This window comes from Acinetobacter sp. 148 (assembly GCF_031196675.1).
GTDB classification, from domain to species: Bacteria; Pseudomonadota; Gammaproteobacteria; order Pseudomonadales; family Moraxellaceae; genus Acinetobacter; species Acinetobacter baumannii.
The window spans coordinates 18,184-43,602 of the sequence record NZ_JAVIMT010000015.1; the positions used below are offsets into that span (position 1 = coordinate 18,184).

Here is a 25,419-nt window from a genome sequence, read left to right on the forward strand (position 1 = left end):
AAGCTTAATTCTTTATCATAGCTCACGTTTTTGTTCTTGTTTGGAATATGAATGTCTTTAGAAACACTCAACCTTAGCTTATTCCATGTCATTAATGGGGCTCAGGATGCGAGTCAATTTATCATTCGTCTTGCTATCTTTTTTGCTAATGATCTCCTCTATATTCTTATATTCATACTTACATTTTTATGGTTTTATGGCGATCAAGATTTAAAAAATAGGGTCATTAAATCTGTCTTTCTAACCTGTGTATCGCTTTTAGTCGGTTACGTTATTTCTCTGTTTTACCATCACCCAAGACCGTTTGTAATGGGTGTGGGCACCACCTTTATTGAACATGCGCCAACAGCGTCTTTTCCAAGTAATCATATGCTAATTTTTAGCACCATTGCCCTGTCTTATTTGTTTGCTCAGCGCAAAATAATTGGAATTATTCTTTTATTTTTGTCATTTGTGGTGGCGTGGTCACGTATTTATTTAGGTGTGCATTTCCCTTTAGATATGTTGGGTGCTTTTATTGTCGCGTTACTAGTCAACACAGCCGGTTATTACTTCTGGAATGTTTATGGTACGCCTTTAACAGCATTCTTTATTCACCTTTACCAGATTATATGCAAACCGCTTTTAGACCGTGGTTTGATTAAATAACCTCTAGAGCTTTTATGTAGTAAAACCACCACATGAAGTTCAGTTGCGTAATACAAAAAAATCTGCCATTCTATATGGACATTGGATATGTTTTATCCAAAACAGAATTTAGTTTGACAAGGGGAGTAGCCTCCTCCAAACATAACAGCAATGTTATGTGTCAGATATCGTCAATACACTTTTATTAAAAAGTCGGTATCTGAGCATCGTGAAATTCATGGTGTAGGCAAGACCTTGATCATGTTGATACAGATGTTTAATTCATCTGGCAACTGGTCGAGGTTTTTTTATGCCCAATTGCCGGATGTATGGAGGATTTATGGAAACAATCGGCAATTTATGGCTGTACGTAGCATTCTTTGGCATAGTCATTGTCATGCTTCTGATTGACTTCTTGGGCTTTAAGCAAAAACAAGGTCAAGATGTCTCAATTAAGCAAGCTGCTTACTGGAGCGTGGCGTGGGTAAGCGTTGCAGCCTTATTTGGTGGTGGTTTATGGCTTTACCTACAACAAACAGTTGGGGTGACCTTAGCAAACCAAAAAACCATGGAATACTTTGCAGGTTACTTACTCGAAAAGTCCCTCGCAATTGACAACGTTTTCGTCTGGTTAATGATTTTCGCAGCGTTTGCTATACCGGCTGCGCTACAACGTAAAATTTTGCTCTACGGCGTATTAGGTGCAATCGTACTGCGTACCCTCTTTATTTTTATTGGTGCATGGTTCGTTCAAGAGTTTTCTTGGGTACTTTATATCTTCGGTGCGTTCTTGGTATATACAGGCTTTAAGTTCTTAAAAGGCCAAGAAGAAGAAACCAATATTGAAGATATCAAGCTTTTAAAATGGTTACGTAACCATATGCGTATTACGCCACAGCTTGAAGGTGACAAATTTTTTGTACGCCAAAACGGTTTATTATGGGCAACACCGTTATTTCTAGTTTTGATTTTGGTTGAAGCTTCAGACGTGATTTTCGCAGTAGATTCTATTCCTGCTATTTTCGCGGTAACTAGCGACCCGTTTATTGTTTTAACGGCGAACTTAATGGCAATTTTAGGTTTACGCGCAATGTTCTTTTTACTTGCTGGCGCTGCGACTAAATTGCATTACTTGCCATACGGCTTAGGCATTATCTTATTGTTCATTGGTGCAAAAATGTTGTTGCTTGATGTATTCCATATGCCAATCTGGATCTCATTAAGCTTTATCGTCATAGTGTTAGCAATCACTGCTTACCTTTCTCTACGACACAACAAAAAGCAATTGCAGTCTTAATTCATCACAACAAGGCATCTACACGTGAGATGCCTTGTTATCTAAATTTTCAAAAGAGACTGTACTTTAAAAAAACAGATTAATATCATATGCCAACTTAAATTTTATCTTTCCTAATCAGAAACATAATAGATACCAGCTAATCGGTATTTTATGCCGAACATACTTATTAAAATGTGTGGAGTCTCATGCGTTCTAAAAAAATTAATCTTGTCGTGGTACCGTTATTACTCACGGCATGTAGCCATAATGATGGTCCTTTAGTACAAGACGTATATAACAACCAATATGACTGTGCTCGCGACTGGAATAATGAAACATGTAAACAAGAAAATAGCTCAAGTGGACATGGGTCTAGCTATGTTGGAAGCCGCTATTTAGGGCCTGCGTATTATCAAAATAATCGGGAAGTTTCTTACCACGGCAATACCTTACATCCTTACAGCAATTTGAGTGTAGGCCGACCAATTATTTCAAGCACAGCGAAAAGTTCGTCTTTTTCATCCCCAATTCGTGGTGGTTTTGGCCGTAGCGGTTTTTCTTTCGGCGGCTAAGTCTTTAGGCATTCACTTAATATGAAAAGAATAATATTTACTCCACGACCAGACTGGCAAGTGGAGCATCAAAATATTGGTTTTGATTATTTTAATTTACCTTCTCTTGATGGCTCAATTTACTGGTCTGAAGGAGTTGCTTATGAGTTTACCCTTAAACAGATTGAACAACTGGAAGATGCGGCAAATGAACTGCATCAGATGTGTTTATCGGTAGTAGGAGACCTCATTCAACGGGGCGACTATCCTGCTTATTTTCAAATTCCAGAAACAGCTATAAACCATATTGAACATTCATGGAAACAAAATGCCCCTATGCTGTATGGCCGTTTTGATTTCGCTTACGATGGGCGAAATATCAAAATGCTGGAATATAACGCCGACACGCCGACTGGCTTACTCGAAGCCTCTGTCGCGCAGTGGCTGTGGATAGAACAAGTCTCAGGCATTGCAAACCGAGATCAATTCAATAGCATTCATGAAGACCTGATTAAACGCTGGAAGACAATTTTACCGCGTGGTAGCCATGTGCATTTTGCTGCTTGTCAGGAGGCTGGAAGGGAGGACTGGGGAAATCTCGAGTATTTGATGGATACCGCTTACCAAGCTCATCTACAAGTTTCCGAGCTTTCTATGGAGAACATAGGTTGGAACAGGCAAGATTTTGTTGATCTCCATAATCAGCCCATTCAAAACATATTTAAACTCTATCCATGGGAATGGATCTGGGAAGAAGCATTTTCTCAATATATCCATCCACAAACACAGTGGATTGAACCTTGCTGGAAAATGTTACTTTCAAATAAAGCGATTTTGGTTGAGCTTTGGAAGCGTTATCCAAACCATCCATTATTGGTTGAAACCCATACCTATGACCCGCAACAAGCTTTGTCCGGTAAATGGGTGAAAAAGCCGATTTTAGCAAGGGAAGGGGCCAATATTCGGGTTTTACAAGACGGCCATGACCAAGGCGCGGCTTCTGGTAGCTTTTATTTTGATGACTATGACAAATATGGTTATGTCGTACAGAAATGGGTAGATACCCCATTATTTTCAGGACAACTACCTACTCTTGGTTTATGGATGGTTGGACATCAATGTGCAGGCATGTCTATTCGTGAAGATTGTTATGACATCATTGGTAATGATGCCCACTTTGCAGCACATTATTTTGTCGAGTAATAAGCGAATAGAGATTTAAAAAAGCACTGTTTAGGTGCTTTTTTATTGTGCCTTCGACGCAGTCAATCAGTGCATTTTAAATATATAGCGAATAATCAATGTTCGCTTTTAAAGCTAAATTAGAACAAAAATTCAAAAATATAATGATTTAACTCTATGTATTTTAAATTTTTTATTCTAGTTTACTTTCTTAAAATTCAATATTGGCAAGCTCTTTGCATCTCCTAAAAAGAAAAAAGCCTAGATTTTAGGGGCTCGTCAGAGCCCTGATTTTTTTAAGGAGTGATGCCATGAATGCGATTCCAACTTTAACTCCCCTTGCCATGCCGTGTAACAGCAGTTTTGAAGCAAAAGATTGGGAAATTTTATCGAGCCATTGGTATCCGGTTGCGCGTATTCAAGATGTCTCTACTGCACCTCAACGAGTCAAGCTACTAGACGTCAATATGGCGTTATACAAAACAGAAAGTGGAGAAATTCATCTGGTTCGAGATATTTGCCCACATCGTGGCGTGCCTTTAACCAAAGGTTGGGTGGATGGTGAGGAGATTGTTTGTCCTTATCACGGTCTACGCTATAACACCGAAGGGAAATGTACCCAAATACCAGCTCAGCCCGAACTGACTAAAATTTCTGATCGTTTTTCTCTAACCAAATTTCCGGTTGTGCAAAGATACGGCCTCATTTGGACCAGTATTCATGGTCGTGATGTTACTCAAGCCAATATTCCTGTGTTAGATACTTGGGATGATGCAGAACATCAAGCGATTTTGCCACCTTTTGTAGATATTGGTGGTTCTAGTGGTCGTCAGCTTGAAGGGTTTATTGATGTCGCTCATTTTGCGTGGGTACATCACAACGCCTTTGCGAATCGTGATAATCCCATCGTCCCTAAATATCACACTGAACGTACCGACTATGGTTTAAAAACGGTCTATATCAGCAATGTCAGTAACTATCCTCATGAACTAAAACATCTCGAACCAGAAGGCTTTTTATGGAAGCGTACCTTTGAGGTCTATCCACCTTTTTCAGCTGTACTTACGGTCGATTTTCCAGAAGGTGGGGTTTTAAAAATTTTAAATGCCTGTTGTCCTGTTTCAAGCAATAAGACCCGTTTATTTGTTCCACTCACCCGTAACTTTGACCAAACTGGCGATTTAGAAAAAGTATATGCATTTAATGCCCAAATTTTTGCCGAAGACCAAGATATGGTCGAATCACAAAAACCAGAAGAACTACCGCTCGATCTAATGATGGAAGCACATTTTGAAGCAGACCGTTCATCAACGACTTATCGACGGATTTTGGCTGAATGGGGACTAAGTAAACGTTATACCGTTTAAATCTTGGCTAACTGGGGTACAATCAATCGAAAAAAGTGAAAATATATAGGCTTTCCATGTCATTGATCGCAAATACCACCGTTGTGCGTGGTCGTTTTTTAGATATTCAACAAACTGTCTCTGAGCCAGCTGATATTCCAAATCAAGTACGTTATTTGGAAGATGGTGTATTGATTAGTGAACATGGAAAGATCAAATGGTTTGGTGCATGGGAAGATGCTCAACAGCATCTACCTGCTGGAGTTGAGGTTCAACATTATCCAGAACAATTGATTGTACCCGGCTTTATTGATACCCATATTCACTTTCCGCAAACCGAAATGGTGGGAGCTTACGGCGAACAACTTTTAAGCTGGCTTAATACTTATACTTTCCCAACTGAAATCCAGTTTCAAGACAAAACATATGCAAGCGAAATTGCCCAGTTCTTTGTTCAGGAACTCTTAAAACACGGTACAACCACGGCCCTCGTTTTCTGTACAGTTCATCCCGAGTCTGTTGATGCCTTATTTGAAGCCGCAGAGCGCGTTCAGATGCGTTTAATTGCCGGCAAGGTACTTATGGACCGTAATGCTCCGGAAGCGCTGTGTGACACGCCAGAAACGGCTTACAGCGACACTAAAGCACTCATTGAAAAATGGCATGGTAAGGGCCGTGCTCTGTATGCGATTACGCCACGATTTGCGCCGACTTCTACACCTGAGCAATTAGAAAGAGCAGGGCAGTTAAAACAAGAATTTCCGGATGTGTATGTCCATACGCATTTAAGTGAAAACAAAGATGAAATTGCTTGGGTGAAATCTTTATTTCCGGAACAAGCGGGTTATTTAGATGTTTATCAACATTATGGCCTGACTGGTAAGCGTTCTGTGTTTGCGCATTGCGTTCACTTAGAAGATGAAGAATGGCAATGTATGCATGATACGCAATCGGCTATCGCATTTTGCCCAACTTCAAACCTGTTCTTAGGCAGTGGTTTATTTCCATTGAAAAAAACTTGGGAAAAACAAGTGAAAGTAGGCTTAGGGACAGATATTGGGGCTGGCACATCGTTTAGCTTACTGCAAACTGTTAACGAGGCTTATAAGGTTCAGCAATTACAAGGTGATAAACTCTCAGCTTATGAAGCGCTTTATCATGCAACCCTAGGCGGAGCAAAAGCACTCGATTTGCAGGATCAGTTAGGTAACTTCAACGTCGGTAAAGAAGCAGACTTTGTGGTACTAAACTTAAAGCCAACAGCATTACAGGAACTTCGCCAGTCTAAATCTAAATCTGTTGAAGATTCACTGTTTGCATTATTCACTTTAGGTGATGACCGTAATATTGAGGCGACTTATATTTATGGAAACCGTGCTTATCAAAAAGAAACAGCCAAATAAAAAAGGCATTGTTAAGTTTTTGTTATTATTTGGAATATGTGCTATTGCGTTAAAGCGTGATCGACATATTCCGCAAAATGATAAAATTTCACAGCCATCAAAGGGTGCATGAAACGTCATTTTGCTTTAAAATTTTACCATTAACTCAGATTTTCGAGGTGTTGCTGGTCAACACCTTTTTTATTTTTTCTTTTATATCTTGTAGGAATCTGCCATGACTGTTGCAATGAGCATCATGATTTCAACCGAAGAAATTCAAGCAAAAGTCAAAGAGCTCGGCGAGCAAATCAATTCTCACTATGCAAATAGTGACAAAGAATTGGTTCTGATTGGTCTACTTCGTGGTTCTGTTATTTTCATGGCAGACTTATGCCGTACGATTACCAAACCACATGAACTCGACTTTATGACAGTGTCTAGCTATGGCGGCGGTACCACTTCAAGTCGAGACGTTAAAATCTTAAAAGATCTTGATGGTGAAATTCGTGGTAAAGACGTGCTTGTGGTTGAAGATATTATTGACTCAGGCAACACCTTAAGCAAAGTCGTGGAAATGTTGCAGACTCGCGAACCAAATTCAATTCAATTGTGCACATTAGTGAGTAAACCATCTCGCCGTGAAATTGATTTAGAAGTTAAATTTTTAGGTTTTGAAGTTGAAGATAAATTTATTGTTGGTTATGGCTTAGACTACAACCAGAAATATCGACACTTACCATTTATTGGTGAGATTGGCCTATAAATTTTATAAAAATGGCACCGCAAGGTGCTATTTTTTATATAAAGGCTGAGCTTTGAACAAAAAAGACACAAAAAGTCGCAATCTGCTACAGACAAAACAGATCACTCTACCGCACGATAGAATATGAAGCAAAATCATTAACTTCATCAAAAAAACAACTGGAGAACAAATATGTGGTCACTTATTGTTGCTATTGTGGTTGGTTTCTTCGCTGGCTTAATCGCTCGTGCTTTACACCCAGGTGATGATAAAGCAGGTTTTATTGTTACTACTTTAATTGGTATTGCAGGTTCACTTCTAGCCACTTATGGCGGTCGCTTACTTGGTCTTTATGGAGAAAATTCAGCGGCGGGCTTTATTGCTTCTGTCATTGGTGCCGTCATTATTCTCTTTATCTATAACCTAATTGCACGAAAAAGCTAAGTAGGAAATTTAATTTTAAAAAAGCACCGAAAGGTGCTTTTTTTAAGTCATTTTATAAACCTAACTCTTTCCAAACTGCCTGAATTTCTTCAGCAGAGCGCGCTCCGACGAGTTTAAATCCGTTAGCAAAAATGAGAGTAGGTGTGCCATTAAAACCTAATTTTTTCCCTAATTCCAAGTTACGGTCAATCGGGTTTGTACAGCTCGTAACCGTTGGTTTAACACCTTGCTCAATTAATTTTTTCCATGAATATGATTGATTCGGTGCACACCAAACTTGTCTAGAAACCACAATAGACTGAGGTTTTAAAGGATAAATAAAAGTGTAAATAGTGACATCTTTAAGCTTGTCGAGTTCAGGTTCAAGCTGCTTACAATAAGGGCAATTTGGATCAGAAAATACTGCTAAAACATGCTGACCATTACCTTTGACTGTTTTAATGGCATCTTTTAAAGGTAACTGTTTCCAATCAATTGAGTTCTGCCCTAAAACCAGATCTTTAGTTAAGTTCTTTTGGTCTTTTAACCGAATCATAGAGCCTACAAACATGTGCTGCCCATCTTCACCAAGATAAATAATTTGCTGGTCCAGATTAGCACTATATAGCCCAGGCATTTCGGTTTTCTGAATATTACTAATTTTCAAATTAGGATATTGTTTTTTAATATTTTCCCGAACAGTATCTACATTAGCGAAACTCAAACTTGTAGTTAAACTAAATAACGCCAATATTCCTAATTTTTTAATCATAAAACCGACTCGGAGGCAGGAGAGAAGAACATTTTAATCAGTTCAGTTAGTGAAAACAGAACTGATTACCGAGTTATAACCAAACTTCTACTCAGTTATGCCAATGTTTCACGTGGAACATAAACAGGTTTTAAGGTATTAATTTCTACTGAAATATGCACAATTTCATCATGAATCGATAAAGCATCACGAATCTGGTCTGCATTTAAAGAGATATCGTCAGTTTCAAGCGCCAAAATACAAGAAAATTTACCTTTTGCGACTTTCCAGACATGAATATCTGTAATTTCCACATGTTTCGGAAATTCAGCTATTACTTCCCGAATTTCATCAACTACAGGATGGTCCATTTCAGCATCTAGAAGGGTTTTACCTGTTTCTTTCATTAAGCCAAAAGACCACTTTGCAACTAAAATAGCCCCTAAAATTCCTAAAAGTGCATCTAAAAAATCCCATCCAAAATATTTACCTGCGAAAAGCGCTACAATTGCAAAAACAGAAGTCACTGCATCTGCAACCACATGTAAAAACGCAGCTTTTTGGTTTAAATCATGGTGATGATGCCCATGGCCATGCTCGTGATGGTGATGGTGATGGTGATGGTGATGGTGATGGTGATGGTGATGGTGACCATCATCATGAAGTAACCAGGCACAAATCAAGTTAATGACCAAACCTAAAATTGCAATTGGAATAGCTTCATTATAAAAAATTTCAATCGGGTTAAATAAACGTTGAACTGACTGAAAAGCCATAAAAATAGCCACAACCATCAGCAAAATTGCGCTGCTATAGCCAGCTAAAATCTCAATTTTCCAAGTTCCAAAGCTAAAACGATGATCATTGGAATAATGACGGGCTGCACGATAAGCAAAGTAGGCTAAACCAAGGGCCAACATATGTGAACTCATATGCCAACCGTCGGCCAGTAGTGCCATTGAATTGAAGAACCACCCACCAAATACTTCCAGTACCATCATGGACGCCGTTAAAATGGTTGCAATCAAAATACGTTTTTGTGCAAGTGGATTTCCTTCATCAAACTGATGTTGATGATGACGTGATACACTATAATCCTGCATAAAATTTAAACCCAATATACTCCCTACCAGTATATTAAATTGTACAAGAGAAAACAGATGAGTCACATTGGTCAGGATAAAAAAATTGTTAATCGTGTAAAACGACTAAAAGGGCAAATCAACAGCATTGAAAATGCGATAGAACAACCAGAATCTTCATGTATAGATATTTTGCAGCAAGTTGCAGCCATAAAAGGTGCAATAAACGGTTTGATGAGTGAATTAATGGAACAGCACTTACATCATCACGTACTTAAAGGCGCAGAAGTCGATCAAAATGAGCTAGATGAATTTTTAAAAGTTTTAAAAAGATACGGCTGAGAAAAGTACTGGATGACATAGCACTCTACATCATCCAGTTTTTTATTATTTTCCGATACAGAACGAACCAAAGATTTTGCCTAATAGGTCATCGGCACTAAAGTCACCCGTAATTTCACCTAAAGCATTTTGAGCAAGACGTAGTGATTCAGCAACGAGCTCACCAGCGTTAAATACAACAAGTTGCTCACGTGCCTCTGCCAAATAGAGCTGAGTGCGCTTCATTGCGTCTAAATGACGTGTTCTCGCAATAAATGTATCTTCCTCAGGGTGAAAGCCTGCATGCGCTGTAATCGCATCTACGAGGCCTTGTACGCCCATCTCTTGTTTTGCTGAAACTGTGATATGACGGAACCCTTGATAATCGCTTATTTCGGCTGATTGACCAGTTAAATCACATTTATTGCCAATTAACATGAGACGACGCGGTTCAATATGTTCAGCAAAGTATTCTTGAGCCAGTTTTAAGGGGTCATCGCCTTGATTTAAATCGTAGACCAATAACAACAAATCGGCCTGCTCAATTTCTTTGATTGCACGACGAATGCCTTCTTTCTCGACTACATCTCCCGTTTCACGAAGACCTGCTGTATCCGTTAAGGTGATTGGTAAACCATTTAAGCTAATTTTTTCATGTAAAACATCACGAGTTGTACCAGCAATATCAGTCACAATTGCACGCTCAACACCAGCAAGTGCATTCAACAAGCTCGACTTACCCGCATTTGGTTTACCCGCAATAACAACCTGTAGACCTTCACGGAGTAATTGCCCTTGTCGTGCAGAGGTTTGAACGGCATGTACAGATTGTTGAACATCTTCCAACAAAGCTAAAATTTTGCCATCAGCCAAAAAATCAATTTCTTCTTCTGGAAAATCAATCGCAGCTTCTACGTGCAGACGTAAATGAATCAGTTTTTCTAAAACTGTATTAATTTTTGTTGAAAAAGCGCCTTGTAAAGAACGGACTGCCGAACGAGCCGCAGCTTGAGAGGTCGCATCAATCAAATCGGCAATTGCTTCAGCTTGTACCAAGTCCATTTTGCCATTTTCAAAAGCTCGCATGGAGAATTCCCCAGCTTTTGCAGCAATTGCCCCAAGCTCAAATAAACGGCCAAGTAAGGCATTTTGAATGACAGGACCACCGTGGCCTTGAAGTTCTACAACATCTTCACCAGTAAAAGAATGTGGATTTGGAAAGCACAAGACAATGCCTTCATCCATAATACTTCCATCAGCATCATAAAACTTACGGAAACCCGCCATCCGAGCTTCAGGTAAGTTTTTTTGCGTCAGTTTTTGAGCAATATCATAAGCCTTAGGTCCCGATAAGCGAATCACGCCCACTCCACCACGCCCTGGTGGCGTTGCAATTGCGGCAATTGTGGTTTGACTATGCATATTATTCACCTAAAAACCTAAAATACAGCCAAAGAAAAATCCGCCTAAGATTACCATCTTAAGCGGATTGATTCAGCAAAAGTTCAAGGATTAAGATGCCGATTCAGCTTTACTGATACGACTTTTCTCAACACTCTTGTTAATAAACCATTGCTGTAAGATTGTAATACTATTGTTCACAATCCAGTACAACACAAGACCCGCAGGGAAGAACAACATAAATACCGTAAACATAATCGGCATAATGCGGAATACTTTCGCTTGCATTGGATCAGCTGGTTGCGGGTTCAACATTTGCTGAGCAAACATTGTCGCACCCATTATTAATGGCAAGATGAACCATGGATCCATCGCAGACAAGTCTTGAATCCAGCCTAACCACGGTGCATGACGTAATTCCACACTTTCCATGAGTACCCAGTACAAAGCAAGGAAAATTGGCATTTGTAGCAATAACGGTAAACAACCAGAAAGCGGGTTAACTTGTTCACGTTTGTAAAGCGCCATCATTTCTTGCGAGAAGCGCATACGGTCTTCACCGAATTCTTCTTTCATGCGTTGCATTTCTGGTGCAATCACACGCATTTTCGCCATAGATCGATAACTTTTTGAAGATAAAGGCCATAAAATCATCTTCACCATAATGGTAAGTAAGATAATTGACCATCCCCAGTTGCCTACAATGCTATGGAAGAATTGAAGACCTAGGAACAATAACTTCGCAATTGGCCATAACCAACCATAGTCAACAGTCTGGTTTAAACCTACCGCTAAATCTTTTAATTCAGATTGTACTTTTGGACCTGAATAAAGCTTCGCATCGACTTCCATCGAAGTACCCGCCGGAACATTAATTACTGGCGAAGTAAAGCCAATAATATTCATATGATCCGCAGACTGACGAGATTCAAGTTTAGCGACATAAGGCTGACCATTTGCTTGAGTCAGTTTAAGGTTTCCTGGAATCCAAGCACTTACAAAGTAGTGCTGAACCATTGCAACCCAACCGCCTTTAGCTTCGGTATTGAGTTTTTCTTCAGAGAAATTCGCAAACTTAAGTTTGTTGTAGTGAGCATCCGGAGTACCCCATGCACCACCTAAGAACGTACCTAAAGTGAAAATACCCTGAGAAGACTTACCTGGATCTTCCGAATTATCACGTTTCAACTGTCCAAACATCTGACCTTGCCAGTTTTGTTGGCTACGGTTAACAACTTGATGTTTGACAACAATTGGATATTGACCTTGAGTAAATGTAAAAGTTTTAATAATTTCAACGCCTTCTGGTGTCTTAAACACCATAGGAACTGTTAAAACTTTCTCAGAATGTCCACTTTGATCTTGTACCCCTTTAGCATCAGCTAAAGTATATGATGTTTTTTCAACAGCATATAATGGGCGACCACCACGACTGCTATCTGGTCCATTCAAACCAATTAAGCCAGACTGAGCAACATAAGTACGCTTGGCATCATTTTCAAGCATAACAAATGGTTGATTACTGTCTTTGCTCTTGTCGTGAGAGAGTAATTCAATACGAACAATATCACCACCTTTTGGATTGATCCAAAGATGATAAAGGTCAGTTTGTACTGAAATAAGCTGTTGATTCACAGGTGCAGTTGCATCTGTGGTTTGTGACTGCGCAATATTTGCTTGTGGCACATCGGAAGCCACTGTTGCAGTTTTAGCATTTGGCAAATCAGCAGATACTTCATGTGAACTTACAGCCGCCGCTTGTTGTTGCGGTGCAGTTGCAGCATTTCCATAATCTTTTTGCCAAGCCAAAATGAGCAAATATGCGGTGACAAACATGGCCCCGAGAATTGCAAACCTGGCCCATTGTTGCATATCTATTACCCCAAATGGTTAGAGAGATTTTGCTTCATTAAACGATCACGAAAGGGTACAGCAACATGATGCGTTTGAGAATCTATTTGATGAAACGAAATAAAACGAATTGCTTTAGGCGGTACCGGATCGTATCCAGAGCCTCCCCACGGATGACAACGGCAAATACGTTTAGAAGATAACCAAACGCCTTTGATTGCACCATGAGTTTGTAATGCTTCTAGCGCATATTGGGAACAAGTTGGGATATAACGACAACGGGGTCCAAGAAGCGGACTAATCGCAATTTGATACAGTCGAATGAACCAACGCAAAATACGAACCATTGGTCATCTCTTAATTCTGCGAGGTTGGGACAACTTTAGAATGTTTTTTCGCTAAGCGTTGTAATTTTTGCCAAGCAAAATCTAATTGTTGATATAGCTCAGCATTCGTAATCGTTTCTATACCAACTTTAGGCATCACAACAACATCTATGTCTGACCCAAATTTCGGCTGATGTAGACGAAAGCTCTCACGAGCAAGACGTTTTATTCGATTTCTTTCATGCGCACGACGCACTTTTTTCTTAGCAACAACAATACCCAAACGGCTGTTAGGCTGTTCGGTTAATTTTGCAAGAAATAAAAAATGGGGTTGATGCACTTTAAAAAGCGCACCATCAAATACACTTTTATAATCTGCAGCACAGCGTATACGAAGATCTGTGCTAAAACTGTAAAGTGCCATCACACCCAAGTCTGGTCAGCGTAACAGTATTAAACAGTTAAGCTATGACGACCTTTTGCACGACGACGAGCTAATACTTGACGACCAGCTTTAGTTGCCATACGAGCACGGAAACCATGAACGCGTTTACGCTTTAATTCAGATGGTTGGAAAGTACGTTTCATATCGAAACTCCCAAAAATGATCTTTCTATAAAGGTCCGCGATTTTATTGTGCAATGTTTACGCTGTCAATGAAAAACCGTGAAAGTTTTGTATTTAAGTCAAATTTTTAACTTTTTATCTTCTCTTTATATTTAGCCTATTTTTCTTATTTAAAAGTTATACACAAAGTAATTGTTTATTTTTATTAAGACTTTTAAGATATACACTTCTTATTTACATACTTATCAACAAACCTTGATGTGAAGTTGGTTTTGATTTGGTATATTTGAATTTAAATTCATATTTTTTAGTTATCCACAATTTGGATCACCCCTATTAAATAAATTCAAATTTTAAAATTTAAATTTATTCTTATTAGTGTGGACTTTTCTTGTGGATTTCACAGTTTTAAATTTAAAAAACATATATTTGAACTGTTGATAACTCTGTTTTTATTGTCTTTATGGATTGTGGATAAGTTTATGTGATAATTTATCCACAGGATGTGCAAAAAGTTATTCACAATTGATTTTGAATTTAAATTTATTCACAAGAGATTTCTTTTTAGGCAAAATCAAACGAAATCGTCATGACAGATGTGGATAACTTGGGTAGAATGGCGACCCCTTCTCATCAGGAAGGGTTAATCTTTAAATGATTTGAATTTAAAACGCAGACATAGGGGATACACATGCTTTGGACAGACTGCTTAACTCGCTTGCGACAAGAGCTCTCTGATAACGTCTTTGCGATGTGGATTCGCCCTTTAGTAGCTGAAGAAGTAGAGGGGATACTACGTCTCTATGCTCCTAATCCTTATTGGACGCGTTATATTCAAGAGAATCATTTAGAGTTAATTTCTATATTGGCTGAACAATTGTCAGAAGGGCGGGTGCGTCAGGTTGAAATCTTGGTAGATTCTCGTCCTGGTAGTATTTTGTCCTCTAGTGAACAGCCTGCAACAACTACAGCAGCTTTACAAACTGCCCCTATACCTCAACCTACTAAGGTTAAAAGAGAACCGGAACCTGTTGCTAATACTACAGTTAGTTCTAAGAGTTCAAAAAAGAAACTATTAAATCCACAATTTACTTTTTCATTATTTGTTGAAGGCCGTTCTAACCAAATGGCAGCAGAAACCTGTAGAAAAGTATTAACACAGTTAGGTGCTTCTCAACATAACCCTTTGTTTTTATATGGCCCGACAGGTCTTGGTAAGACTCACTTAATGCAAGCAGTTGGTAATGCCTTACTGCAAGCGAAGCCGAATGCAAGAGTCATGTATATGACTTCAGAAAGTTTTGTACAAGATTTTGTGAGCTCATTACAAAAAGGAAAGGTAGAAGAGTTTAAGAAAAATTGCCGTTCTTTAGACTTGTTATTAGTAGATGATATTCATCTTTTGGCAGGAAAAGAAGCAAGTCTCGTTGAATTCTTCTATACATTTAATGCCTTACTTGATGAATCTAAACAAATTATTTTAACGTCTGATCGATATCCTAAAGAATTAACAGAACTTGATCCTCGATTGGTTTCTCGTTTTTCCTGGGGGCTATCAGTAGGTGTTGAACCACCTGATATTGAAACTCGAATCGAAATTCTGCTTAAAAAAGCTGAAAATAGTGGCGTTGATTTACCTAGAAACTGTGCGTTGTTTATTGCCCAACAAGTCGTAGCGAACGTACGTGAACTTGAGGGCGCACTGAATAAAGTTGTCGCAATTTCACGTTTTAAAGGTGCTCCAATTGACCTGGATGTCGTACGGGAATCTTTAAAAGATGTTTTAGCGATCCGTGCTCGTACAATTAGTGTAGAAAATATCCAGCGTGTAGTGAGTGAATATTTCCGAATTCCATTAAAAGAGCTGGTAGGTCCAAAGCGTACCCGAATTTATGCTCGACCACGTCAGTTGGCGATGGGGCTTGCCCGTGAATTAACGGGGGATAGTTTTCCTGAAATTGGAATGGCTTTTGGTGGGCGTGATCACAGTACAGTGATGCATGCTTGTGAAAAAGTCGTCAGTTTACGGGAAGAAGACCCAATCTTTGATGAAGATTATAAGAACTTATTACGTTTGCTTCAAAGTTAATGAAATAATAAGACATTGTTGCAAAGTCTACGTAAGTGCAGCATAGTACACAGCTAAAAAATGAAATGTTTGCTCCAAGTTGCTAGAGGAATGAATCGTGCGTTTGAAAATCGCTAAAGAAAGTTTACTCAATGTTTTATCGCATGTGGTCGGTGCGGTAGAACGTCGTCATACCTTGAATATTCTTTCAAACGTCAAAATTCAGACTAATGCTCAAGCGCTCACTATTACGGGTTCCGATTTAGAAGTTGAACTCGTAGCGAGCACCGCTTTATCAGAAGGGGCGTGCCTTGAGGCAGGCGAGACAACTGTTCCTGCTCGTAAATTGATGGAAATTTGTAAATCTTTGCCTACAGCTGCATTGATTGATTTACAAATTACTGAAGATCAAAGATGTATTTTAAAGTCTGGTAATAGCCGTTTTGTGCTAGGTACACTACCGGCTGAAGATTATCCATTGTTAACCACTGAGAATAGCCAAGGTACGCAAGTACAGGTGACTCAACGTGAATTAAAGCGCTTATTTGAAAAAACTGCTTTTGCAATGGCTGTACAAGACGTACGTTTTTACCTCACTGGTACTTTATTAGAAATTGATGAAAATCAATTGCGTGCGGTAACAACTGATGGTCACCGTTTAGCACTTTGTGAAATTTTGGCTTCCTCTACTTCATCTCAGTTGGTACAAGCGATTGTGCCTCGTAAAGCTGTGGGCGAATTGCAACGTTTACTCAGCATTGAAGATGAACAGCTCACTTTGCTTATTGGCCGTGAATTATTAAATGTAACGATTAATACGCCAAGCCGTGATAAAGAACAAGGTGATATTACAGTTCGTTTTACAACTAAATTGATTGATGGGAAATTCCCTGATTATCGCCGTGTTATTCCACGTGGTGGTGATAAACATGTTTTGATTGGTCATGACGTATTTAAACAATCATTACAACGTGTAGCAATTTTAAGTAATGAAAAATTGCGTGGTGTTTTCCTAAACTTCAATCAGGATTCTTTACAGCTTCGTGCAAATAACCCTGAACAAGATGAAGCAATTGAAGATTTAGCGATCCAATATCAAAGTGCCCCATTAGAAATGTCATTTAATGCTCAATACCTACTCGATGTGTTGGGTGTATTAGATGGTGATGATGTAAATATGAGCATGACTGAGGCGAATCAGTCTGTATTGGTTCAAGATCCGGCTCATCCTGACCAGACCTATGTGGTTATGCCGATGCGTGTTTAATCTGGTTTAACTATATGCACCTTACGCGCTTAAATATTGAACGTGTGCGTAATTTAAAAACGGTTGCACTCCATGGGTTGCAACCGTTTAATGTCTTTTATGGCGCAAACGGTTCAGGTAAAACATCAATTTTAGAAGCGATCCATTTGCTTGCAACAGGTCGCTCATTCCGTACACATATACCCAAAAATTATATTCAATATGAAGTTGACGACGCGATTGTATTTGCTCAGTCAGCAACTGAAAAAATTGGTATGCAAAAACTCGCTTCTGGTGAGCAACTCATGAAAGTGAATGGCGATACCGTTGCGACTCAAGGTCAGCTCGCAAAGTTACTTCCTTTACAGCATATTGATCCACAAAGTACGGATATTATTGATCATGGTGCCAAGCCAAGAAGACAACTTTTAGATTGGCTTATGTTCCACGTGGAACCTGAATTTTATTTTGCGTGGCAATATTACTCTCGTGCGCTAAAGCAGCGTAATACCTTACTCAAAACACGGCGTAATCTTTCATTGGCTGATTTAGAACCGTGGAACAAAATGTTGAGTGATTATGGCGAGATTTTGCACTCACAGCGTTTAAGTATTGTCGAGCAATGGAATGTTTATTTCCAAAATGACTTAAGCCAATTACTCCCTGATTTGGAGATTGAGCTGGAATATAGCCCAGGTTTTCATACAGAGCAGGGGCTTATGCAAGACTTGTTGAATCAGCATCAAAAAGACATCGAGAGACGTTATACCGAGTATGGTCCTCATCGGGCAGATTTGCGCTTAAAAACGCCATTTGGACATGCTGATGATGTTTTATCAAGAGGTCAGAAAAAACTCTTGATTATTGCCTTAAAACTGTCACAAATTGCAATGTTGCATGCGAGTAATAAGGAAACTGTGGTATTATTAGATGATCTGACAGCAGAATTAGACTTAACCGCACAACAACGTTTAATTGAACGATTAAGCCAACTTGGTAGCCAGGTTTTTATGACAACTTTAGATCATGCATCGGTAAAAAAACATTTACATGATCTGTCTATTTCATATCAATTATTCAGTGTTGAATCCGGTCAAGTTAGTCTTGCTGCACCATAATTTTTTGATGTTACCCATCTTTGAATAAACCTATATTTGCTAGGGAGAAACCATGAGTTCAGAGTCTCAATCAGCCTCTCAAACAGAACAAACCAATGAAAAGGCTTATGATTCCTCTAGTATTAAAGTATTACGTGGATTAGATGCAGTTCGTAAACGTCCGGGTATGTATATTGGGGATACAGACGACGGTACCGGTTTACACCATATGGTGTTTGAGGTTGTCGATAATGCAATCGACGAAGCTTTAGCTGGCCACTGTGATGAAATTATTGTCACCATTCACGAGGATGAATCGGTCAGTGTTTCAGATAATGGCCGCGGTATTCCAACCGATATTCACCCTGAAGAAGGGGTTTCTGCTGCAGAAGTAATTTTAACGATTCTGCACGCAGGTGGTAAGTTTGACGATAATAGCTATAAAGTTTCAGGTGGCTTACACGGCGTAGGTGTTTCGGTTGTTAACGCACTTTCAAGTAAATTGCATTTAACAATTTACCGTGCTGGTCAAATCCATGAGCAAGAATATCATCATGGTGATCCGCAATATCCATTGCGTGTGATTGGTGAAACGGATAATACCGGAACAACTGTACGTTTTTGGCCAAGTGCAGAAACATTCAGTCAAACCATTTTTAATGTTGAAATTCTAGCACGCCGTTTACGTGAGCTTTCTTTCTTGAATGCTGGTGTACGTATCGTTTTACGTGATGAACGTATTAACCTTGAGCATGTGTATGACTATGAAGGCGGTTTATCTGAGTTTGTAAAATACATCAACGAAGGTAAAAACCATCTCAACGAAATCTTCCATTTCACAGCTGATGCTGACAACGGCATTACTGTAGAAGTTGCATTGCAATGGAACGATAGTTACCAAGAAAATGTTCGCTGTTTCACAAACAACATTCCACAAAAAGATGGTGGTACGCACTTAGCAGGTTTCCGCGCAGCTTTAACACGTGGCTTAAACCAGTATCTTGAAAATGAAAATATTCTCAAGAAAGAAAAAGTGAATGTGACGGGTGATGATGCGCGTGAAGGTTTAACAGCCATTATTTCTGTTAAGGTTCCTGATCCAAAATTCTCGTCTCAGACAAAAGAAAAATTGGTATCAAGTGAGGTAAAACCAGCGGTAGAGCAAGCAATGAACAAAGAGTTCTCTGCTTACTTACTTGAGAATCCACAAGCTGCAAAATCAATTGCAGGCAAGATTATTGATGCTGCACGCGCACGTGATGCTGCACGTAAAGCACGTGAAATGACACGCCGTAAGAGTGCATTAGATATTGCAGGTTTGCCTGGTAAATTGGCTGACTGTCAGGAAAAAGACCCAGCGCTTTCTGAATTGTATCTTGTCGAGGGTGACTCTGCGGGTGGTAGTGCCAAACAAGGCCGTAACCGTAAAATGCAGGCTATTCTACCTTTAAAAGGTAAGATCCTGAACGTTGAGCGTGCGCGCTTTGACAAAATGATCTCTAGTCAGGAAGTAGGTACATTAATTACAGCACTTGGCTGTGGTATTGGCCGTGAAGAATATAACCCTGACAAGCTCCGTTATCATAAAATTATTATTATGACCGATGCCGATGTCGATGGTTCGCACATTCGTACATTGTTATTAACATTCTTCTTCCGTCAAATGCCGGAGTTGGTGGAACGTGGTCATATTTATATTGCACAGCCACCTTTGTATAAGCTCAAAAAAGGTAAGCAAGAGCAATATATTAAAGATAACGACGCATTAGAAACTTACTTGATTTCAAATGCGATTGATGAGCTTGCTTTACATATTAGTGCTGATGCGCCTGCAATTACAGGTGAAGCGCTGGCAAAAGTAATTCAAGACTATCAAGTTTCACAAAAGAGCTTACAACGCTTAACGTTACGTTATCCAGCAAGCTTACTGGATGCATTACTCGAAGTTGACGCATTTAAAGCAGATCAGAACCATGATCAAGCTTATGTACAACAATGGGCAGATCAAGTACGTGAAGCTGTAGAGAAGTTGCAACCTAGCTTACGTCCGGAAATTACGCTTGAAACATTTGAACGTGAGAATGCTCAAGGCGAGAAATCTGCGCAATATTGGCCGCGTGTAATTGTATATGTTCATAACTTGCCACATGCTTACTTACTTGACGCAGGTTTATTGAATTCTGCGGAATATGCTCGTTTATTGAAGAACTCGAAGAGTTGGTTCAAGTTAATTGAAGATGGCGCATACTTACAAAAAGGTGATCGTCGTATTCAAGTCGCTAATTTCCATCAGGTATGGCAGCACATTCTGCAAGATTCACGCCGTGGAATGATGATCCAGCGCTATAAAGGACTGGGCGAGATGAATGCTGAGCAGCTTTGGGAAACCACAATGGACCCTGAAAACCGTAATATGTTACAGGTGACTATTGATGATGCAATTGAAGCTGATCGCATGTTCTCATGCTTAATGGGCGATGATGTTGAACCACGTCGTGCCTTTATTGAAGAAAATGCATTAAATGCGGATATTGATGCTTAATTGATAGCAAGATTCTAAATCAGTCTAGGGAGAGAAGATGATGAGTCAAAAAATTCTAGCAAGTATGCTGATTTCATGTGCGGCTTTAGTGAGTCATTCTGCATTTGCAGCAGACTTGGAAGCCGACATGAAAACTTTAGCGAAGAGCACTAAAGCCTTTGCTGAAGCAAAAGATATCGATAACGCTAAACAGCAGCTTGTGATTATGCGTCAGGCAGCATTATCTTCAAAATTATCTTTACCTCATAAGTTGGAAGGTTTACCCCCTGAAAATGTACAGGTAAAAGAGTACCAAGCGGGTTTAGATCAGTTGGTTGCTGAAATTGATCGGGTTACGGTTTTTGTTGATAAGGGACAATTGGACCAAGCCAAAACTGAAGCAATTAATCTGGTAAATATTCGTAATGAAAACCACAAAAAGTTTAGATAAAGTTACTTTGATCTAAATCAAATAAAGGGAATGATTGATTCATTCCCTTTATTTTTGGCTATACAAATTTATTTAACCAAATATATTAATTCTCTACAAAATCTGTAACTTGAATGAGTGCATGGCCAAATAGGTAGCCAGCCGTTAAAAGGATGCAGATCCACAAAATAGCTCCTGCCACATTGTAAATCAAAAATTTTCCATAGCTCATATTGCTTGAGCCGGCAGCGAGGGGTGCAAAAGAACGTGCGAAAGGAATAAAACGTGCTAAAAGAATAGTTTTACCGCCATGTTGCAAGAAATAGCGGTTCGTTTTATTCAAATATTCTTTTTTAATAAAACGTGATTTTGCTTCAAAAATACGGTTTCCAAAATGGCGACCAATAGAATAATTAACGATATATCCTAATGTTGCTGCAACGGTGAGCAGAGTAATCATATAACCAAGATGCATCAGTTCAACCACCGAGCACAGTGCACCTACAGTTAAAAGTAAGCTATCTCCAGGTAAAAAGAACATAAACACAAAAGCGGTTTCAGAAAAAATAATCAAAAAGAGTATGGCATAAACCCATGCACCATACTCCTGAATCAAAATAGGTAAAAATTGTTCAAAATTAGTAATAAAATCAATAAAATTCATTCAGTTTGTCTGATCCCGAATTAAATACCTACTCAAGAAGGGTAAAAACGAAGTTACAGAATTTAGTTAAATTATCTGTGTATGGCAACCCTTAAGATGTAGCTTAAGTTTTATATGTTATCAAATTTGAATCTATCTCAAAAATTTAACAGCTGAATGAAACTTTATTAGAGATCGTTCATATTTTTATAAGCTAATAAAAAATAAAAGCCAGTACAGATACTTAAATATACGAATACTGGCCAAGATATTTAGTTTTCAAATGAGGCTTCCATTTCCTCAAGTTCCATCATGAGTTCTAAGAGTTGCTCTTCATATTGTTCAAGCTTAGCTTTGAGTTCGGTTTGCTCATTCATCAGTTTAAGCAAATCGTCCTTACGATTAGCTTCATAAAATGAAGTATCTGCTAAAGCTTCTTCGATTTCAGTAAGACGTGGCTGAAGCTTTTCAATTTGAGATTCAACCTTTTCAATATTTTTACGGATTGGTCGAGTTTGTTCACGACGGCGAGCTGCTTCTTTACGCTGTGCTTCTTTATCGACTTTAGCGGGAGCTGGAGCGGCAGAAGATGAATTATTTTGTGCTACAGCAGTCTGAGCATTGATTTGTTGCTGGCGTACTTCACGTAGCCATTTAGCATAATCCTGCAAATCACCTTCAAACTCGGTACATTTGCCACCGTGTACCAAAAGGAGTTCATCACAAACGCTGGCAATAAGTTGACGTTCGTGAGAAACCAGAACAACTGCACCCTCAAAATCTTGTAAGGCCATACTAAGCGCATGACGCATATCAAGGTCTAAGTGGTTCGTTGGTTCATCCAGTATTAAAACATTTGGGCGCTGCCATACAATGAGTGCTAAGGCCAAACGAGCGCGCTCACCCCCAGAGAAGCTTTCACATGGAGTATCCATGCGTTCACCACTAAAGCCAAAACTCCCTAAGAACGAACGTAGAGTGGCTTCACTGATTTGTTTATCTGCTATACGGGCAAGCTGTAGCATTGGGCTAGCGTGACCATCTAAAGCATCCATCTGGTGCTGCGCAAAGTAACCAATATTAAGCAGCTCGGAAGCTTTACGTTCACCTGCCAAGAGTGGTAAATCACCAACCAAGCTCTTAATCAATGTTGACTTACCTGCGCCGTTCATCCCAAGCAAACCAATACGTGAGTTCGGTGTAATTTGTAATCTAATTTTTTCGGCTATTTGCTTATCACCATAACCAATGCTGGCATTATCTAAAGTCAGCAACGGTGAACTCATTTTAGTCGGTTCACGGAAACTAAATGTAAACGGCGTATCTACATGGGCTGGTGCAAGTTGCTGCATGCGCTCAAGTTGTTTAATACGACTTTGTGCTTGACGAGCTTTAGTCGCTTTTGCCTTAAAACGGTCAATAAACTTTTGTAAGTGAGCACGTGTTTCTTGCTGCTTTTCAAAAGCTTGTTGTTGCTGGGCAAGACGTTCACTACGTGTGGTTTCAAATGTAGAGTAGTTTCCGGTGTAAAGCGTGAGTTCTTGATTTTCAATATGAAGAATATGATCTGTAATCGCATCTAAAAAGTCGCGGTCATGCGAAATTAGAATGAGTGTACCTTCATAGGCTTTAAGCCAATCTTCTAACCACAGAATTGCATCCAAGTCTAAGTGGTTTGTTGGCTCATCCAGTAAGAGTAGATCAGAACGACTCATGAGGGTACGCGCCAAATTTAAGCGCATACGCCATCCACCTGAGAAGCTCTCAACGTTCAAACGTAATTGATTTTCTAGAAAACCAAGGCCTGCCATGAGCTGCGCAGCTTTAGAGGGCGCTGAATAACCATGAATTTCATCAAAGCGGCCATGCAATTTAGCCAGTTCAAAATCAGTCAGTTGATCTGGTTGAGCAAGCTTATTTTGAATATCCCAAAACTCTTCATCACCTGAAAGAACAAAATCAATTGCAGGCATATCTAGGGCTTTTACTTCTTGCGCCATATGCGCCACGGTCCAGCCTGTCGGACGAGTAAGTGAACCTTCATCTGCACCTAAACTTCCAAGTAATGCAGCAAATAAGGTCGATTTACCTGCGCCATTTACACCAGTTAGACCAATCTTCCAACCTGGGTGTAATTGCATAGACGCTTTTTGAAATAGAACACGTCCACCGCGGCGTAAAGAAACTTGGTCAAATTGAATCATCTTATTGTATCGAGGTGAGTTAGGGATGCTGTATTTTAAAGAGAACTGCCGATGAAAACAAAACTTTCCGGATTTTAGTGAGCAGGTATTAATAATTAGATATATCCAGACATTCTAAATTTCGCTATTCATCCGAAATTTTCAAAATATTAAACAAGATAGAATACTTTTAAAAAAATATGGCTAAAATAAAAACAGTTTGAAATTTGGTTGATTAATGAGCTACTAATAAAACTAGACTAAGGAAAGTCAAATGAAAAAAAGATTGGGGATAATTGGTGCAGTATTTTGCTGTGCTGTGGGGACAGTACATGCTGGGCAAAGTGTCTGTGTGTTTGATTTATTAGGAAAGTCAGGTGAATCCTATAAAATGATGGAAGAGTGGGCGCTTGCAGCGAAAGAATGGCAAGCAGATATCACTTTAATTCCATTTCAAGATGAAGGCTTAGTTGACCGTAGACTGCGTGAAGGAAAATGTGACGCCGCTTATATGACCTCCATGCGGGCGCGAAATTATAATAAATTTGCAGGTTCAATTGATGCGATTGGAGGGGTAACCAGTAATGCAATCGCCCAAAAAGCTATTAGTTATGTTTTAGATAAGCGTAATAAACATCGCATGGTGACTACACAAACTGGAACCAATTACGAGGTCGTTGGTATTGTTCAGATTGGATTGGCTTATTTATTTGTAAGAGATAAAAACCTCAACTCAATTGAAAAAGTACGTGGGACTAAGTTTGCTATTTTGCAATATGACGCAGCACAAAAAATTATGGTGGAAAGCGTTGGCGCTCAGCCCATTCCTTCAGAAATTACCGATTTTGTGAAAAAGTTTAATAGTGGCCAAGTCGATGCAATTGCGGCACCAGCCTATGCTTATAAACCTTTAGAGATTGGTAAAGGGGTCGGCGTGAAAGGGGCAATGTTTACTTTTCCTGTGGTGAACGTCACAGGGGATTTAATTGCAAGAAGTGATAAGTTTCCGGCCAATTTTGGAATGAAGTCTCGTGAATGGTTTATTAAACAGTTGCCACAGAACTTCGCAATGGTAAAACGGTTAGAAACCGGTATTCCTCCTAAAATTAAATTAAATTTTTCAGCCGAAGATAAGTTGAAATATCAGAAAATATTACGTGAAGGTCGCCTTGGCTTAACAAAACAAGGTGTATATGACGCGACAATGATGAGTGTACTCAAGCGCGCACGATGCACCATTGAACGGACAAATTTTGAATGTACGCTTACTGGAGAGTAGTTTGTTTTTTAATCACAAAAACCCTACAGATATTTCAAAGATGAATATGGGTATGAAAATTGTGAATATAAAAAATAACTTACGGAAAATTAGCGATTTTTCATTTTAATAAATAATTTAA

24 protein-coding genes are annotated in these 25,419 nt (G+C 39.2%); 15 read left to right on the forward strand and 9 right to left on the reverse strand.

Annotated elements, in window-relative coordinates:
* Positions 1-51: 51 nt before the first annotated feature.
* The 8 genes from RFX69_RS02440 (at position 52) to RFX69_RS02475 (ending at position 7,553) form a co-directional block, all read left to right on the forward strand.
* Positions 52-648, forward strand: a complete 597-nt coding sequence (locus tag RFX69_RS02440) for an undecaprenyl-diphosphatase (RefSeq protein WP_000051332.1) — start codon at positions 52-54, stop codon at positions 646-648.
* Positions 649-967: 319 nt separating this feature from the next.
* Positions 968-1,924 (forward strand): TerC family protein, encoded by a 957-nt coding sequence (locus tag RFX69_RS02445; protein ID WP_000447698.1) that lies wholly within the window; start codon positions 968-970, stop codon positions 1,922-1,924.
* A gap of 188 nt (positions 1,925-2,112) precedes the next feature.
* On the forward strand, positions 2,113-2,478 hold the full coding sequence (locus RFX69_RS02450; protein WP_032039242.1) for a hypothetical protein: 366 nt from the start codon (positions 2,113-2,115) through the stop codon (positions 2,476-2,478).
* A gap of 21 nt (positions 2,479-2,499) precedes the next feature.
* On the forward strand, positions 2,500-3,660 hold the full coding sequence (locus RFX69_RS02455; protein WP_309168600.1) for a glutathionylspermidine synthase family protein: 1,161 nt from the start codon (positions 2,500-2,502) through the stop codon (positions 3,658-3,660).
* Between the two features lie 290 nt (positions 3,661-3,950).
* On the forward strand, positions 3,951-5,006 hold the full coding sequence (locus RFX69_RS02460) for an aromatic ring-hydroxylating dioxygenase subunit alpha (protein WP_289332387.1): 1,056 nt from the start codon (positions 3,951-3,953) through the stop codon (positions 5,004-5,006).
* A gap of 56 nt (positions 5,007-5,062) precedes the next feature.
* Complete coding sequence (guaD, locus tag RFX69_RS02465; protein WP_000052267.1) at positions 5,063-6,388, forward strand: guanine deaminase; 1,326 nt, start codon at positions 5,063-5,065, stop codon at positions 6,386-6,388.
* Between the two features lie 214 nt (positions 6,389-6,602).
* Entirely contained in the window at positions 6,603-7,130 is a 528-nt protein-coding gene (gene hpt, locus RFX69_RS02470) for a hypoxanthine phosphoribosyltransferase (protein ID WP_000214981.1), read from the forward strand.
* Positions 7,131-7,301: 171 nt separating this feature from the next.
* Positions 7,302-7,553, forward strand: coding sequence for a GlsB/YeaQ/YmgE family stress response membrane protein (locus tag RFX69_RS02475; RefSeq protein ID WP_000269732.1), 252 nt, complete (start codon positions 7,302-7,304; stop codon positions 7,551-7,553).
* Between the two features lie 52 nt (positions 7,554-7,605).
* On the opposite strand, the gene RFX69_RS02480 is transcribed toward RFX69_RS02475, so the two are convergent.
* Together RFX69_RS02480 and dmeF are read right to left on the reverse strand one after the other, a co-directional pair.
* Positions 7,606-8,304, reverse strand: a complete 699-nt coding sequence (locus RFX69_RS02480) for a DsbC family protein (protein WP_024433137.1) — start codon at positions 8,302-8,304, stop codon at positions 7,606-7,608.
* A 95-nt stretch (positions 8,305-8,399) separates the two neighbouring features.
* Positions 8,400-9,386 carry a CDF family Co(II)/Ni(II) efflux transporter DmeF gene (gene dmeF, locus RFX69_RS02485; RefSeq protein WP_289332388.1) on the reverse strand — a complete coding sequence of 329 codons (987 nt, stop codon included), beginning with the start codon at positions 9,384-9,386 and terminating at the stop codon, positions 8,400-8,402.
* Between the two features lie 57 nt (positions 9,387-9,443).
* On the opposite strand from dmeF, the gene RFX69_RS02490 reads away from it, so the two are divergent.
* A complete protein-coding gene (locus RFX69_RS02490; protein WP_000018128.1) occupies positions 9,444-9,707 on the forward strand; it encodes a metal/formaldehyde-sensitive transcriptional repressor in 264 nt (87 codons plus the stop codon).
* Positions 9,708-9,752: 45 nt separating this feature from the next.
* Here RFX69_RS02490 and mnmE read toward each other — a convergent pair whose 3' ends face one another.
* The 5 genes from mnmE to rpmH form a co-directional block, all read right to left on the reverse strand.
* The gene (gene mnmE / locus RFX69_RS02495; RefSeq protein WP_000556120.1) at positions 9,753-11,108 is read right to left on the reverse strand and encodes a tRNA uridine-5-carboxymethylaminomethyl(34) synthesis GTPase MnmE; all 1,356 of its coding nucleotides are present in this window, start codon (positions 11,106-11,108) and stop codon (positions 9,753-9,755) included.
* A gap of 90 nt (positions 11,109-11,198) precedes the next feature.
* The gene (gene yidC, locus RFX69_RS02500) at positions 11,199-12,959 is read right to left on the reverse strand and encodes a membrane protein insertase YidC (RefSeq protein WP_001188089.1); all 1,761 of its coding nucleotides are present in this window, start codon (positions 12,957-12,959) and stop codon (positions 11,199-11,201) included.
* Positions 12,960-12,964: 5 nt separating this feature from the next.
* Complete coding sequence (gene yidD, locus RFX69_RS02505) at positions 12,965-13,285, reverse strand: membrane protein insertion efficiency factor YidD (protein WP_000251652.1); 321 nt, start codon at positions 13,283-13,285, stop codon at positions 12,965-12,967.
* A 10-nt stretch (positions 13,286-13,295) separates the two neighbouring features.
* Positions 13,296-13,688, reverse strand: coding sequence for a ribonuclease P protein component (gene rnpA, locus RFX69_RS02510; RefSeq protein ID WP_001240377.1), 393 nt, complete (start codon positions 13,686-13,688; stop codon positions 13,296-13,298).
* 29 nt (positions 13,689-13,717) lie between these two features.
* On the reverse strand, positions 13,718-13,852 hold the full coding sequence (gene rpmH, locus RFX69_RS02515) for a 50S ribosomal protein L34 (protein ID WP_000831329.1): 135 nt from the start codon (positions 13,850-13,852) through the stop codon (positions 13,718-13,720).
* A 670-nt stretch (positions 13,853-14,522) separates the two neighbouring features.
* On the opposite strand from rpmH, the gene dnaA reads away from it, so the two are divergent.
* The 5 genes from dnaA to cybC all read left to right on the forward strand — a co-directional run bounded on the left by dnaA (position 14,523) and on the right by cybC (position 21,214).
* Positions 14,523-15,920 carry a chromosomal replication initiator protein DnaA gene (dnaA, locus tag RFX69_RS02520; protein ID WP_000964770.1) on the forward strand — a complete coding sequence of 466 codons (1,398 nt, stop codon included), beginning with the start codon at positions 14,523-14,525 and terminating at the stop codon, positions 15,918-15,920.
* 97 nt (positions 15,921-16,017) lie between these two features.
* Complete coding sequence (dnaN, locus tag RFX69_RS02525) at positions 16,018-17,166, forward strand: DNA polymerase III subunit beta (RefSeq protein ID WP_001237350.1); 1,149 nt, start codon at positions 16,018-16,020, stop codon at positions 17,164-17,166.
* 14 nt (positions 17,167-17,180) lie between these two features.
* On the forward strand, positions 17,181-18,263 hold the full coding sequence (gene recF / locus RFX69_RS02530) for a DNA replication/repair protein RecF (RefSeq protein ID WP_289332389.1): 1,083 nt from the start codon (positions 17,181-17,183) through the stop codon (positions 18,261-18,263).
* Between the two features lie 52 nt (positions 18,264-18,315).
* Positions 18,316-20,784, forward strand: a complete 2,469-nt coding sequence (gene gyrB / locus RFX69_RS02535; protein ID WP_289332390.1) for a DNA topoisomerase (ATP-hydrolyzing) subunit B — start codon at positions 18,316-18,318, stop codon at positions 20,782-20,784.
* A gap of 37 nt (positions 20,785-20,821) precedes the next feature.
* Positions 20,822-21,214, forward strand: coding sequence for a cytochrome b562 (gene cybC, locus RFX69_RS02540; protein ID WP_000987632.1), 393 nt, complete (start codon positions 20,822-20,824; stop codon positions 21,212-21,214).
* An 85-nt stretch (positions 21,215-21,299) separates the two neighbouring features.
* On the opposite strand, the gene RFX69_RS02545 is transcribed toward cybC, so the two are convergent.
* The gene (locus RFX69_RS02545) at positions 21,300-21,857 is read right to left on the reverse strand and encodes a VTT domain-containing protein (RefSeq protein ID WP_001009202.1); all 558 of its coding nucleotides are present in this window, start codon (positions 21,855-21,857) and stop codon (positions 21,300-21,302) included.
* A 251-nt stretch (positions 21,858-22,108) separates the two neighbouring features.
* Positions 22,109-24,040, reverse strand: a complete 1,932-nt coding sequence (locus RFX69_RS02550) for an ATP-binding cassette domain-containing protein (RefSeq protein WP_289332391.1) — start codon at positions 24,038-24,040, stop codon at positions 22,109-22,111.
* A gap of 253 nt (positions 24,041-24,293) precedes the next feature.
* On the opposite strand from RFX69_RS02550, the gene RFX69_RS02555 reads away from it, so the two are divergent.
* Positions 24,294-25,298: a putative solute-binding protein gene (locus tag RFX69_RS02555; RefSeq protein ID WP_289332392.1), complete on the forward strand. Its 1,005-nt coding sequence runs from the start codon at positions 24,294-24,296 to the stop codon at positions 25,296-25,298.
* Positions 25,299-25,419: the final 121 nt, after the last annotated feature.

What these genes read in the sequence shown, in the direction of transcription:
- rpmH (WP_000831329.1), bottom strand. Translation starts at nt 13,852, where the DNA reads ATGAAACGTACTTTCCAACCATCTGAATTAAAGCGTAAACGCGTTCAT.
- RFX69_RS02475 (WP_000269732.1), top strand. Translation starts at nt 7,302, where the DNA reads ATGTGGTCACTTATTGTTGCTATTGTGGTTGGTTTCTTCGCTGGCTTA.
- RFX69_RS02455 (WP_309168600.1), top strand. Translation starts at nt 2,500, where the DNA reads ATGAAAAGAATAATATTTACTCCACGACCAGACTGGCAAGTGGAGCAT.
- recF (WP_289332389.1), top strand. Translation starts at nt 17,181, where the DNA reads ATGCACCTTACGCGCTTAAATATTGAACGTGTGCGTAATTTAAAAACG.
- mnmE (WP_000556120.1), bottom strand. Translation starts at nt 11,108, where the DNA reads ATGCATAGTCAAACCACAATTGCCGCAATTGCAACGCCACCAGGGCGT.
- RFX69_RS02490 (WP_000018128.1), top strand. Translation starts at nt 9,444, where the DNA reads ATGAGTCACATTGGTCAGGATAAAAAAATTGTTAATCGTGTAAAACGA.
- RFX69_RS02445 (WP_000447698.1), top strand. Translation starts at nt 968, where the DNA reads ATGGAAACAATCGGCAATTTATGGCTGTACGTAGCATTCTTTGGCATA.
- cybC (WP_000987632.1), top strand. Translation starts at nt 20,822, where the DNA reads ATGATGAGTCAAAAAATTCTAGCAAGTATGCTGATTTCATGTGCGGCT.
- RFX69_RS02440 (WP_000051332.1), top strand. Translation starts at nt 52, where the DNA reads ATGTCTTTAGAAACACTCAACCTTAGCTTATTCCATGTCATTAATGGG.
- RFX69_RS02545 (WP_001009202.1), bottom strand. Translation starts at nt 21,857, where the DNA reads ATGAATTTTATTGATTTTATTACTAATTTTGAACAATTTTTACCTATT.
- hpt (WP_000214981.1), top strand. Translation starts at nt 6,603, where the DNA reads ATGACTGTTGCAATGAGCATCATGATTTCAACCGAAGAAATTCAAGCA.
- RFX69_RS02450 (WP_032039242.1), top strand. Translation starts at nt 2,113, where the DNA reads ATGCGTTCTAAAAAAATTAATCTTGTCGTGGTACCGTTATTACTCACG.
- guaD (WP_000052267.1), top strand. Translation starts at nt 5,063, where the DNA reads ATGTCATTGATCGCAAATACCACCGTTGTGCGTGGTCGTTTTTTAGAT.
- gyrB (WP_289332390.1), top strand. Translation starts at nt 18,316, where the DNA reads ATGAGTTCAGAGTCTCAATCAGCCTCTCAAACAGAACAAACCAATGAA.
- yidD (WP_000251652.1), bottom strand. Translation starts at nt 13,285, where the DNA reads ATGGTTCGTATTTTGCGTTGGTTCATTCGACTGTATCAAATTGCGATT.
- dmeF (WP_289332388.1), bottom strand. Translation starts at nt 9,386, where the DNA reads ATGCAGGATTATAGTGTATCACGTCATCATCAACATCAGTTTGATGAA.
- RFX69_RS02460 (WP_289332387.1), top strand. Translation starts at nt 3,951, where the DNA reads ATGAATGCGATTCCAACTTTAACTCCCCTTGCCATGCCGTGTAACAGC.
- RFX69_RS02555 (WP_289332392.1), top strand. Translation starts at nt 24,294, where the DNA reads ATGAAAAAAAGATTGGGGATAATTGGTGCAGTATTTTGCTGTGCTGTG.
- yidC (WP_001188089.1), bottom strand. Translation starts at nt 12,959, where the DNA reads ATGCAACAATGGGCCAGGTTTGCAATTCTCGGGGCCATGTTTGTCACC.
- dnaA (WP_000964770.1), top strand. Translation starts at nt 14,523, where the DNA reads ATGCTTTGGACAGACTGCTTAACTCGCTTGCGACAAGAGCTCTCTGAT.
- RFX69_RS02550 (WP_289332391.1), bottom strand. Translation starts at nt 24,040, where the DNA reads ATGATTCAATTTGACCAAGTTTCTTTACGCCGCGGTGGACGTGTTCTA.
- RFX69_RS02480 (WP_024433137.1), bottom strand. Translation starts at nt 8,304, where the DNA reads ATGATTAAAAAATTAGGAATATTGGCGTTATTTAGTTTAACTACAAGT.
- rnpA (WP_001240377.1), bottom strand. Translation starts at nt 13,688, where the DNA reads ATGGCACTTTACAGTTTTAGCACAGATCTTCGTATACGCTGTGCTGCA.